This window comes from Pedobacter jaeyakensis (assembly GCF_054461315.1).
On the sequence record NZ_CM136921.1, the window covers coordinates 171904 to 184022 of the forward strand.

Consider the following 12119-nt stretch of genomic DNA (forward strand, 5'->3'; position numbering starts at 1 on the left):
TTTCAGTAATACTGAAAGGCTTTTTTTTAGTCCTGCTTTAGCGATGCCACAGGGTTCATTTTTACAGCCCTATATGTCTGATAAAATACTGTTGTCAATGAAATTACTATAGCTACGAGACTTGCTGCTGCAAAAAACCACCATTTCAGATCTATCCGGTAAGCAAACGTAGACAGCCAGTTCATACATAATACATATGCAACCGGCAGCGATATCCATAGTGATAAGATTACAGGTTTTATAAAGTCACGCGATAAAAGATACATGAGCTGCCCTGCAGTTGCCCCAAGTACTTTTCTTACACCAATTTCCTTGAACCTCCTTTCGGCAGCAAAGGTCGTTAGGCCGAACAACCCCAAACAGGATATAATAATAGCAAGAAAAGCGAAATATTTCGAAAGCACAGCCATCCTGATTTCTGATTGATATTGTCGCTGAAAATCTTGATCCAAAAATTTATAATTAAGAGTATAGCCGGGATTGTAACTGCTATTAAAACGCTTCAACCCATCAATCACCTTATTTGTCTGTCCAGGTGCAACACGAACCATGATCCTGTTTACATCAAAAGGCCTGTTACGTATAAACATTGGTCCCACAGGCTTGTGCATAGATTCGAAATGAAAATCCTGCACAACACCAATAATTTGCAATTTGCTTCCCCAGAGCGTAAAAATTTTGCCAACCGGATTTTTTAACCTCATTACCTTGATCCCCGCCTCATTGATAACAACTTTTGTAGTGTCTGAACTTAACTTTTCGGAGAATGACCTTCCTGATGACATTTTCATTCCAAGAGTTTCGATGAGTCCGGGAGTAACGCTAGCTCTCTGGAACCTGATGACTTCATCCGGATCACGACCTTCCCAGCTAAAATCTCCTGTAGTATAGCTCAAATCACCCAATAACTCACGATCCATCCCCGCAACTTTGATCACACCCTCTATTTTTCGGATCGCGGCCAAAGTTAGCGGAATACTCTTCTTCAGTTTTCCTTCGGTCTCAAAGTAAAGAACATTCTCTCTTTGAAAACCCTGACTTTTAGTCTGAACATACTGAATTTGCCTCATAAAAACCATTACCGCCACAATCAGAATTCCTGAAAAAACAAATTGAAAGATCACAAGTCCCTGGCGCATCCACAATGCACTAAAACTAAACTTTAATTTTCCTTTTAGTGCAGTGACAGGTTTTAGTCCGGATAGGTATATTGCCGGATAGAGTCCAGCTAGTATGCCCGTAAGCAGAGTTAATGCGAGCAGCATCACAACAAGGGTGCTGTTAAAATGCAGCATTAAATGCTTTTCTGTAATGCTATTAAAAGAAGGAAGGAGCAGCTCAACGGCGAGCAATGAAATGAATAGTCCTACAAAGCTTATGAATACAGACTCCATTAAGTATTGTAGAATAAGGCCGCTTCGCTGTACACCAAGTACTTTTTTTATACCAATTTCCTTAAGCCTTCTGGAAACATTGGCCGTTGCCAGATTGGTGAAGTTAATACCTGCAATAACCAGGATTAAGACGGCACCAAACCCAAACAGCTTTACATAATCAATACGACCGCCAGTTATCTTACCATTTTCTGTTTGATTGTAGAGGTATGCTTTCGAAAATGGTCTAGTGAATAGTGTATAATTTTTTTGACCCTTAGTTTTTAAAAAGTTCTTGATTTTTTTGTCAAAAAGCGAGATGCCATCATTTTCATTTAGTAACACATAAGTTGTAGGCCCATAGTTGTCCCATTTTCTGTAGCTGTCGTTTACCGCACCCATAAGAATATCTGTGGAAATCAAGAAATCAAAAGGCTCTGAGGTTTCTTCAGGCACATCTTTAAAAACTCCTGATACTTGGGCATGATATTCCATTTGCAACTCGGCATTGCTCCAAACCATCGTCTTTCCAATCGCGTCGGTAGTATTAAATAGTTTCTTTGCCAGACTTTCTGAAATCACTGCCAGCTTTTTTCCCTTCAATACTTTGTTTACATCTCCCTGAAGTAAGGGAAAAGAAAATACTTTAAAAAAATCTGAACTTGCAAATTTACCGGCAGCAGAGATATTTGGATGTTGATCATTTCCCACTTTACTTTGACCAAGCCAATACCCGGGAGAGGTAGTTGCTGCGTATTTTACTTCAGGAAACTCCGCTGCAAGTGCCTCAGCCAACGGTCCTGGTGTCCCCTCAACGGTATTTATCTTATCTTTCAGTGATTCATTCTGCATGATTTGATAAACTTCTTTCTTGTGGAAGTTGTCCATTTTCAATTCACTGCCAATCCACAAATAGATTAAAATCGCACAAGTAAGACCGCTGCTAAGCCCAACAAGATTAATTAAAAAAGACCCTTTGTTCTTTTTAAAATTTCTTACAATGAAGAGAAAATACTGTTTAAACATAATTCAACTTTTTCTTTAGCCGCATGATCCAAACGGGTGCCAATTGCAAAAACCGATCTTTAAAATATAGTAAGCAGGCTCAAACTGCAAAGCTGTGCGAATATGAACAATCAATGCACATTAATGAACACCATTCAACAGATGGAATCGGCCATATTGTTTATATCCTCGCAAAGAGAATATAATCCGTGGTAACTGGTGTTACTCCCGCCTCTTTCAATTGAGATGCAATTTGTGCCCTATGGTAAGTAGCGTGGTTAAAAGTATGCGTGAGGATATCGCAAACCGAGGTACTAAATTCAGCACCTGTTGAAGTCTTATAATTGATCAGCTTCATACTCAAACATTGGTCTAAAAAAGAACGCAATGCCACAGAACTGTTTTCGTGTAAAATCTTGCAGTAGTCCAAATCATGCAAATCCCAAACACCAAGTTCTGGTACTCTGCCGTGCAGCCTATCGGCCCAAATGGTTTGTGCATTTACGATATGGCTGATCAGTAGAATAGAACTTCCAGGAAGTAAGCTTAAATTCTCAGACATAGAATTGAGCACAAGCTCGTTGGCCCAATTGTTATATTCCCACAATTTTCTGAACATAAGGATGATGATATGTTTAATGCAAATTACACATTATCACCCTTAAATAAAAGATGGATTAAGCTTCCTTAATCTTGCTTACGTTTTCACTGAGTTGCTGTTCATGATCAAGAAGATCGGCATCAAACCCATTCAGCGTTTCCAATAGCTTTTTCTGAAGTGCGTCTGAATTTAAGAAGCCTGGTTGGGCGCCATCCTTAAATCCATTATGGACTATCCGCATCGGAACGTAGTCACGCTCATTGTATTTTTCTTTCATCAAAGAAAGCAACCAATGCTTAATGGGCATGTCATCTTTATATGAATCAGCTTCTAACAAAGCTTTAATCAATGTATCCTGAACCAATTGGTCGGCTACTTCTGCATCTAAAGGGTAACGCAATACATACATTTCCAAAGTAGGTTTTAGCAGACAGATTTTGTTCATCAAAGTAGAAATTTCCATAGGTAAGGATTTTAGGTTGATAGGTACGCTTATACAGCAAATTATATACCGAGATTAATTGAACAATTACATTGTTACAGTTCCGAGATAGCAGTAGATAATTATCACCAGAGAACGCCGTAGCCAATTTAGCTTAATAAAACCCTAAGCAAATCTTTGAAACCTGGTCTCGCTGTAGAATCGGGATTCCAGCACAAATCTCGCACTATGGCCATTTTAACCGCACTATCCGCCTCTTTTTCTGAACAAATAGATAGCAAATCATCCAGTAGACAGCCAAAAGCCGAAACTTCAATGCGCTCTAATGCCTCTGCTACTTTATTATTCTCTTGGTTATAAAACGAAGCGGCCCCAAAATCTCCAAAAAGCGTATTCCCTTCATCATCAATCAAGGTATTGTGCGCATATAAATCGCCATGCATAATTCCCTTCTGATGCAATTGCGCGGCAACGGAAGCAATGGTAACTGCAATTTTTAATACTTGAGTTACGGGAAGCCTTAACTCTTCTTTAAACACATCTCTGGTGCAACTCGCCATGCTCGGTGGATTTCCCAGATTATAGAAGTTTAAAGGGATCAACTCCATCACCAAGCCCTTTTTATGTTCCGGATGATCGCTGATCTTTCCAATCAGTTGCACCAGTCCGGGGTGACTGCCCGCCGTAATACACGTGTTCATCTCATCTTCCGGAAGCCCGTCGCTGGTTACTGCACCTTTAAATAATTTTAGTGCGACTTCTTTTTTCCGCTGACCGTTATCCCAGATTGCTTTGTAGATCGTACCAGAAGCGCCTTCGCCAAGCAGCGTGCCAATCTGGAACTCATTCCAATTGATAAGGGTTAGACTTTTTACTGTTGGTTTTTCAGAAAAAGGATTCCCTGAAAAGGCAAGCCAGGAAAGCTTCGGCATGTTCAGCAACCACAAGGGCAATTCCGTTAAACAGTTCGCAGAAATTCGCAGTAAACCCAGGTTAGTACATTTGCTAAGTTCTTTTGGTAAGGCTTCCAGTTGGTTGCCCGCCAGCATCAGCTTTTGCATCCTTGAGCAATTCCCAATAGCAGCAGGCAACTTTTTAATCTTATTGTTGGTTAGGATCAACCAACGCAAGTTGCTGTTCAGTGCTTTTGGCGGTACGGTATGGATCAGGTTCGACTTAAAACCCACTACATCAAGCATAGGGCAATCGGCCAGCACTTCCGGTAACACTGTAAATAGATTGTCTGAGCAGAAAAAGATCCGCAGCTTTTTCAGGCGACCAAAATTGACCGGTAACGCGGTTAATTTATTCCCAGATAGATCTAAAACTTCAAGTGTGTCTGAAAGTTCAAAGATCTCCTCAGGGAAATGGGATAGCTTTTCCGAGATCTTGAGCGCTGTAATGCCTTGTAATTCGCCGCGCTGTAATTGTTCTAAAGTCTGCATTGTGCTTGCAAAGATATAAACTAAGTCACATCTGCTGCTGCTATTTCTGCGTATCTTCCAGCTATACAACTTAAACTATTTTGTGTAGTTTTAATACCTAATATAACTGGCATGAACAGGGGCTTTCTTTTTCTTTTCTTATTGACCGGTTTGGCATTTTCTTCTTGTAAGAAAGAGAAAACCGTAGATTCTGCGGAGGTAAAAGAACTTCAGCTTACTAAAATCTCCGAAGTTAAAGGAGGGGTAACTACTGTAACCACATTTAGTTATGACGAGCATAAAATGCTGAGCACAATAAAAAAGGGGAACGACATCACAGTCTATACCTATTCAGGATCTAAAATCATTAACATCGAGGTTAATGAAGGCACCAAAACCACTTCAACAGCAATTACCTATAAGGACGATCTTCCAAGCACCGGGATAGTAAAGATTTATCAGTCTGGCGTACTACAAACAACATTAGATGTAAATATCAGTAGTGGCATAAGTGATATAGGGCAAATCAATTATTACGACAAAGGCACCACATCAAGAAGAACCTACTTTGATTACGATAACGGCAACATCATTGGTGTTCAGGACTTGCAAAACCGATCCCTGACGTTTCATGATTTCATTTACGGAGAACGAAAAAATGTTTTATTTAATGCGCATACCCGCTGGGCCTTGGGTTTTGATCATATTGATCGGGTATCTACCAACGAAGTCTTAAAGATTGCTACTCAAGGCCGTTTCGTTAGTCACCTGAAAACCTTTGATTATACCTATAATGAAGAGGGTCTGCCGATAACTGCTGTAGTTACTGAGACAGACCCCCCGCTTACTATTGAGACGAAAACTTTTGTTACTTATACCTACGAAAGACTTTAGATCAGTACTTGATCCTGGTCAGCGTAACCGCACCAGTTAATCCTGATGGCACCAACTGACTATCCGGACGATAAGGATTATTATTGGTCCAGGTTTTCCTTTCTGCTTCAGGGAGTTTGCTATCTCCTATCAACCTGTTTACCCAGGTATTCACCACTGCAATCTCCACATTGTTTTCTCCTGCCTGTAGGGCATCGGTAATGTCTACACGACATGGCGCAGTCCAAACTCCCCCAACATCAGTGCCGTTTACTTTTACTTTAGCCATTACCTTCACATCAGTTAGGTTTAAGTAAATGCGTTCTCCATCGGCAGCTTTGGTAGCCTGGAATTTATTTTTGTACACAGCCGTTCCCGAATAATACTTAATGGAAGCTTCTGGTCTTGTAGTCCAGTCTACCAGTTTATCAAAGATTATCGGTTCGGCAGGTCCTCTCATCTTCGTATCGAAACTTACAGTCCAGGGACCGCTAATTTCCGACTTACTCACCGGTTCCGGAAAATTAGTTCCTGCCCCAACTTTTGCAGTGCTTGCCTTTCTAAACACTATAAAAACACTTTGTAGCGGTGCCAGCACCAACGGCACCGTTGTATTTTTAGTAGTTAACGAATATCCAGTTAGCGGGCGTGTTTTACCAGTTACCGGATCCCATAGTTCAGGCAACTTGTCTGTCGACCTAAATTCTGGCGCAAACCTGATCTCTTTTTCACTTTGATTGCTCAGGAAATAGAAATCACCTTCCGCAGCGCTGCGGTGTATGTAAAGTACTGGTTCTGTCGTCTTCGCGTCAAAGTCAGGAATAATAGAAAGGGTATTTAGTGCGGCCTGCATGCTCATGCCAGACATCACCAACCCCTTACCCAGGTTTCTGATCTTCACATCCTTGCCATTTACATCTCCCCAAATCTCCGATACCAGTTTCTTTACCTGGGCATCTGCCTCAGGGTAATTTGCCAAGCTTGGAGATCTTTCCGGAGCAGGGCCTAAAATGTGTGCACCCTCCATCACCAGTTCTTTGATTTTAATCAACAACTCTGGCCTAATTGTTTTTAACTGCGGCAATACCAACAACCTGTAGCTCATTCCGTCTGGCAATACCATTTTGCCTTCGGCTACTTTTAACCTGGTATTGATTACTTCTGCATTGATGTAATCATAAGAGTAACCTGCTGGTAAAGCAGGATCGGTTACGCCTGTCATTTTCGGTGCATCTTCTCCAATGAAATAGGCCACATCTGCCACATACTTGCCTTGTTGCAAGATCAGGTTTGTACGCTTTAGGTAAGCGGTAAACAAATCCATATAGCTAAACCAGGTATTGTGCCTGTTAAATTCGTTGCCAAAGTTGGCATTGATACCCGGAACTTTGTCGTCTGATGGCTGCTCAATAAATACGTGGAGCAAGGTATTGTTTATCCCCTCGGTAAAGAACCGGTCACCACGTTGCTTCATCATGTATGGATAACGTTGATAAGGCCGGTCGCCAGCGGTAAAAGATTCTGCCGAAACTTTTGTTTTCCCGTAGATGTGTGCGGCCGAAGAAGCTGCCCTGTTTTCTATATTGCCCAGCTCGCCTTCGCTCCAAAACTCTCCGCCAATTTCGTCAGATTGTCCGCCATATTGTAAAAATTCTCCTGGAAAACCCCAGTGTCCATAATTTTCCAGCCAGGTGGTTAATCCATGTTTATGGCTCACCTCCCTCAATCCGCCAACATAATCGTAAGCTACCCTATCGGCTATAAATCTTCTTAAATCCCATAGGAAGCGGTCTGATTTATCGGCACTGCCAACCACCTCTCCTTGTATAGCAGGCAGGTAGGGCAAAGGGTCATATCCATAGTTTTCTTTAAACTTGGCAAGCATCCCATCGGTCCAGTTTTGGCCGCCAGTTTCATAGCTGTCCTCCACCACTATCTTCCAGGTCTTCCTGTCGGCTGCAGGTATGCGTCGTTGCAATTCTCCCATAAAGGCGTCGAAATGACTCGCCACATGTGCTTTGCTCATTTTGTCAATTTCCAATCCCGTGCCTTCTGGTGATGCCGGTCCATTTTTAACTCCCGTAGGCATCATCCCTGTACGCATAATGGTCCAGTCGCCTTTAGGTGCATCCCATTTCAGCCGACCTTCAGCGTTCATATATTTGGAGATATCAATCACCGTGGATGGGTCTATGGTCAGCTCCTGGTTGTCTATCACGGGCTGGTCTGGCCACTGGTATTCATTCCAGTATGGCAAGGGGGTCTGATACATTTTAGCCAGCGTTTTTTCGATGTAGCTGGCCACTACCGGTGTACCCGAAAGCTGTACTTCGGCGAGCCCAAAGCCCCCAGACCTGCCAAATACGATACGAAATGCTTTTGAAGTAGTAGCAGGGAAAGAAACTGCTATTGGCCCATAAGGTTTGAAACCCACATTGAGGTTGTCGTTGCTCCTGTTGATTTCAAAGGATTTAATGGTCTTGTACGATCCGTTGTCAGCCACCTGCAATTCTGCACGCAGGTTAATTCCCCGGTGCGCAGGATAGATCACCAGACTGCGCGCAGTAAATGCTTCTGGCGTGGTGATGTCAATGGTAAACTGATCCGCCGCAGGAGTATTCACAGCAGTTTCTTCCTTACCATCCATCAACAAAGACACATTCTCTACAGAAGGGCTGGTGGTAATTTTAGGCTTCAATGGCGCCAGGCTCAAAGCAGAGCCCTTTGGTGTTGGATAGGCAATGAGCTTCACATCCTGGAAGTCGGCACCCGGCTTATCCAGTTGCAGGTCCAGCTTTTGCGAACCGGTTACGTTTATTTTTGTGGAAGCCAGGTAGCGCATGGATTGCGTAGGCTTTACCCAGGGGCCGCCCGACTGGCTCCAGCCTGGCCCATTAAATATGCCAATTTCTATATTTAATTCCGTTGCGGTCTTTAATGCGGTATGCATAATGTCCCACCATTCATCAGAAAACAATTTGACCTTTCCATATGGCGTACTGTCGTAACCAATGTTCCCGATAAATGCACGGTTGATGCCTACAGACTTCATGGCGTGCAGATCTTTCACTACTCCCTCTTTGGAGATGTTGTCAGACATCCAGTACCAGTAAACGCTGGTCTGTAAAGTATCAGGAGGATTTGCAAAAGAAGCCTCTAATGATGAAATAGCGGATGTTTCTTGCTTCTTGCCCGCTTGCCTGCTCGCACAGGCCAGCAGGAAGCAAATGGTAACGGCTAGTATGGGTAATTTTTTAAGCATGGATGAAAATACTAATATATTCTACAAAGCCATGTCATATATTCCTTTTTTTACAATGCGCTATTGTCAATTAGCGTTATTTATCTGTTTATTTGTATTAAGTAATCAAATAACACACAAATTAAATTTCATTACCATGCTACTGAGCATTTTAAACGCATTGTTCTGCCTTTCGTTTTTGGTTTTCGCTTACCTGAACCTGAACGATATCGACCCCTGGTTATGGGTCCCAATCTATATGGTGGCCTCCGTTTTTTGTGGACTCGCCGTATTTAACAAATTCTACCCTCCGTATTATTTAGGCACCATCGCTTTCTACCTGGTTTACGCTGTGATCCTGTTCTTTTCCAAAGATGGCGTGCGCGACTGGATCAGCAAGTATAACCGACCGAGTTTGGTCGAAAGCATGCAGGCTACAAAGCCCTATATTGAAAAGACCAGGGAGTTCTTTGGTTTGCTCATCATCAGTGCAGCGCTTGCCATCAACTATTTTGTTGCGGTTAACTAAATAAACAAAACATGTGGTCAACAGGAACAGAGGAGCTCATCAAAATTGGGCAGGTATTCCTTTCTATTATTAAAAAAAATCTTCAACCCCAGGCACTTGAATGGCTGGAAGCTAAAGCAGCCTTAGTTAAAACTGAAGATAAATCCCTCCAGCTTAACATGGCTTTTTCTAACTTGCCTAAGCATACGGGGAAAGCAGAAATTATTGCGGCAGATTTACCCGCAGATGGTTCATTTGCCGGGTTTTCTTTAGCAGGATGGAGCATAGACCGCCTGTGCCGGGTTTGGCTGCTGATGCAGTTAAACAGCACAGATAAAGCGCAATATTTAAAGAAGATAGAAGCTTTGTTCTCAGCAGCCGAAATGAATGAACTGGTGGCCTTATACTCTGCATTGCCATTTTATGCCTATGCTGAAGAATGGGTATCCAGATGTGAAACAGGCATCAGAAGTAATATTGGAACCGTGCTGGAATCTATCATGTACCACAACCCTTATCCGGCAGCCTACTTGAGTGAAAACTCCTGGAACCAACTTATCCTGAAGGCATTTTTCACAGAAAAGGACGTCACCAAAATAACAGGCCTGGAAACAAGGATTAACCAGCCACTCCAAAATACCCTAAGGGATTACATTGCAGAGCGAACTGCAGCGCACAGAACCGTGGAGCCCAACATTTATAAATTAATAGCGTTAAATAACCAGAATATATAAAATTGAATTATGTGTTGTAACGAGAATTTCCAGGAGAGAAATGAAGGAGAGAAAATTCAAACTACTCTTGATCTGAATGCAATTAGCGGAATGAAGTTTTTTGATCCGCATGTACACATGACCTCACGTACTACTGATGACTATCAGGCAATGGCCGATGCAGGTATTGTAGCGCTAATTGAACCGGCCTTCTGGCTGGGGCAGCCACGTACAGGATTGCATAGTTTTACCGATTATTACAGTAGCCTTATTGGTTGGGAAAGGTTTCGCTCTTCGCAGTTTGGCATTAAGCATTACTGTACCATCGGCTTAAACTCCCGCGAGGCCAACAATGAGCAACTGGCAGAGCAGGTGATGGAAATCTTGCCCAACTTTATTTTTAAAGAGGGTGTAGTGGGTATCGGCGAAATTGGTTTTGACGACCAGACCGCAGCAGAAGAAAAGTATTTCCGCATGCAGCTGGACCTGGCTAAAGAAGCCGGTTTACCTGTGCAGATCCATACGCCGCACCGCGATAAAAAGAAAGGTACACAACGCAGCATGGACATTTCCATTGAGCAGGGTGTAGCGCCTCATATGTTTATTGTCGACCATAACAACGAAGAAACTGTTAAAGAAGTGCTGGACAGGGGTTTTTGGGCAGCATTTACCATCTATCCTTTCACCAAAATGGGTAACGAAAGAATGGTAGAGGTAGTTAAACAGTATGGTTCTGAAAGGATCATGATCAACTCTGCTGCCGACTGGGGCATTAGCGATCCGCTTGCCGTACCTAAAACTGCTGCTTTAATGAAGCAATCTGGCATCAGCTTAAAAGATATTGAACTGGTAACTTATCGCAATGCCATCACTGCCTTTGCGCAAAGCGGACAGATTGATGAAAACGACTTTGTTTCGGTGAAGAATATTGACCAAAGTCAGAAATTCGAGAGCAACTCCATCCTCCGTGGCGGACAACAGCCCAGGATAGACAAGAATTCTATCATCATCTCTTAAGCAATTGAAGAAGTTAATAGGATACCTAAGGCTGATGAGGCCGGCCAATGTGGTCACTTCTGTAGCTGATGTACTGGCAGGAATTGCCATTGCAGGCTATTTTTTGCCAACGGCAATGTACACTGGCGGAGGCTTAGCCTGGGGCGGTGGGACACCGTTTTTACCAGTTCTACTCTTATGCATTTCTACCATAGGTCTATATAGCGGCGGCATCATCATGAACGATGTTTTTGATGCAGAACTGGACGCCAAGGAGAGACCGGAGCGACCAATACCAAGCGGACTCATCTCTGAGAATGCGGCCAAGTTATTCGGTGGTATTTGCTTCTTTATTGGAATTTTTGCGGCAGGGATGCTCAGCAGAAATGCACAATACCTTTCCGTAGCCATTATGGTTTCCTGCCTGGTGTACGACAAATTTCTTAAACACAGTTCTCTATTCGGCCCGCTCAACATGGGCCTCTGCAGGGGCTTAAATCTGCTACTTGGCATCAGTATCATAGACGGAGCCATACAGCAATATTGGTACCTGGCCATTGTTCCCATCATCTACATTGCTGCCATTACCATGATTAGCCGGGGCGAAGTACATGGCGGGGGGAAAAACGTACTTTATTTTGCCGGGCTGCTTTACCTGATAGTTATTGCCGGCATTATTTATTTTGCTGCAACAAACAAGCAAATGCCCATTACAGCGGTCTTTCTTGCTGGCTTTGCCATCATGATATTCAGACCGCTCATCAAAGCTGCACAGAATCCCATAGGCCCAAATATCGGCAAAGCGGTTAAGTCGGGAGTTATTGCCCTCATCTTGATGAATGCCGCCTGGGCAAGTGCATTTGGCGTCTGGCACATTGCCATCATAATTGTAATTTTATTACCAATATCAATAGGGCTGAGCAAAGCATTTGCCGTTACTTAG

10 protein-coding genes are annotated in these 12119 nt (G+C 42.9%); 5 read left to right on the plus strand and 5 right to left on the minus strand.

The features are described from left to right. Window positions 1–26 precede the first annotated feature (26 nt). From ACXZ1K_RS00875 to ACXZ1K_RS00890, 4 genes are all read right to left on the minus strand, one after another. Entirely contained in the window at window positions 27–2399 is a 2373-nt protein-coding gene (locus tag ACXZ1K_RS00875; RefSeq protein WP_458971491.1) for an ABC transporter permease, read from the minus strand. Window positions 2400–2559: 160 nt separating this feature from the next. Beyond that, on the minus strand, window positions 2560–2997 hold the full coding sequence (locus tag ACXZ1K_RS00880) for a DinB family protein (protein WP_458971492.1): 438 nt from the start codon (window positions 2995–2997) through the stop codon (window positions 2560–2562). A gap of 58 nt (window positions 2998–3055) precedes the next feature. Continuing rightward, complete coding sequence (locus tag ACXZ1K_RS00885) at window positions 3056–3442, minus strand: hypothetical protein (protein WP_458971493.1); 387 nt, start codon at window positions 3440–3442, stop codon at window positions 3056–3058. A 128-nt stretch (window positions 3443–3570) separates the two neighbouring features. Next, window positions 3571–4866 carry a leucine-rich repeat-containing protein kinase family protein gene (locus tag ACXZ1K_RS00890; RefSeq protein ID WP_458971494.1) on the minus strand — a complete coding sequence of 432 codons (1296 nt, stop codon included), beginning with the start codon at window positions 4864–4866 and terminating at the stop codon, window positions 3571–3573. Between the two features lie 111 nt (window positions 4867–4977). Here ACXZ1K_RS00890 and ACXZ1K_RS00895 point away from each other — a divergent pair, with 111 nt between their 5' ends. Next, window positions 4978–5739 carry a hypothetical protein gene (locus ACXZ1K_RS00895; RefSeq protein ID WP_458971495.1) on the plus strand — a complete coding sequence of 254 codons (762 nt, stop codon included), beginning with the start codon at window positions 4978–4980 and terminating at the stop codon, window positions 5737–5739. 1 nt (window position 5740) lies between these two features. On the opposite strand, the gene ACXZ1K_RS00900 is transcribed toward ACXZ1K_RS00895, so the two are convergent. Next, the gene (locus ACXZ1K_RS00900; protein ID WP_458971496.1) at window positions 5741–8980 is read right to left on the minus strand and encodes a glycosyl hydrolase; all 3240 of its coding nucleotides are present in this window, start codon (window positions 8978–8980) and stop codon (window positions 5741–5743) included. Between the two features lie 136 nt (window positions 8981–9116). Here ACXZ1K_RS00900 and ACXZ1K_RS00905 point away from each other — a divergent pair, with 136 nt between their 5' ends. Genes ACXZ1K_RS00905 through eboC form a run of 4 tightly spaced genes read left to right on the plus strand, consistent with a single transcriptional unit; the run spans window position 9117 to window position 12119 of the window. Next, window positions 9117–9488, plus strand: a complete 372-nt coding sequence (locus ACXZ1K_RS00905) for a transmembrane 220 family protein (protein ID WP_458971497.1) — start codon at window positions 9117–9119, stop codon at window positions 9486–9488. 11 nt (window positions 9489–9499) lie between these two features. Then, window positions 9500–10201: an EboA domain-containing protein gene (locus tag ACXZ1K_RS00910; RefSeq protein WP_458971498.1), complete on the plus strand. Its 702-nt coding sequence runs from the start codon at window positions 9500–9502 to the stop codon at window positions 10199–10201. 9 nt (window positions 10202–10210) lie between these two features. After that, on the plus strand, window positions 10211–11197 hold the full coding sequence (locus ACXZ1K_RS00915; protein ID WP_458971499.1) for a TatD family hydrolase: 987 nt from the start codon (window positions 10211–10213) through the stop codon (window positions 11195–11197). Between the two features lie 4 nt (window positions 11198–11201). Next, window positions 11202–12119, plus strand: a complete 918-nt coding sequence (gene eboC, locus ACXZ1K_RS00920) for a UbiA-like protein EboC (RefSeq protein WP_458971500.1) — start codon at window positions 11202–11204, stop codon at window positions 12117–12119.

Coding starts and splice junctions, on each gene's coding strand:
- ACXZ1K_RS00875 (WP_458971491.1), bottom strand. CDS start 2,399: ATGTTTAAACAGTATTTTCTCTTCATTGTAAGAAATTTTAAAAAGAAC.
- ACXZ1K_RS00880 (WP_458971492.1), bottom strand. CDS start 2,997: ATGTTCAGAAAATTGTGGGAATATAACAATTGGGCCAACGAGCTTGTG.
- ACXZ1K_RS00885 (WP_458971493.1), bottom strand. CDS start 3,442: ATGGAAATTTCTACTTTGATGAACAAAATCTGTCTGCTAAAACCTACT.
- ACXZ1K_RS00890 (WP_458971494.1), bottom strand. CDS start 4,866: ATGCAGACTTTAGAACAATTACAGCGCGGCGAATTACAAGGCATTACA.
- ACXZ1K_RS00895 (WP_458971495.1), top strand. CDS start 4,978: ATGAACAGGGGCTTTCTTTTTCTTTTCTTATTGACCGGTTTGGCATTT.
- ACXZ1K_RS00900 (WP_458971496.1), bottom strand. CDS start 8,980: ATGCTTAAAAAATTACCCATACTAGCCGTTACCATTTGCTTCCTGCTG.
- ACXZ1K_RS00905 (WP_458971497.1), top strand. CDS start 9,117: ATGCTACTGAGCATTTTAAACGCATTGTTCTGCCTTTCGTTTTTGGTT.
- ACXZ1K_RS00910 (WP_458971498.1), top strand. CDS start 9,500: ATGTGGTCAACAGGAACAGAGGAGCTCATCAAAATTGGGCAGGTATTC.
- ACXZ1K_RS00915 (WP_458971499.1), top strand. CDS start 10,211: ATGTGTTGTAACGAGAATTTCCAGGAGAGAAATGAAGGAGAGAAAATT.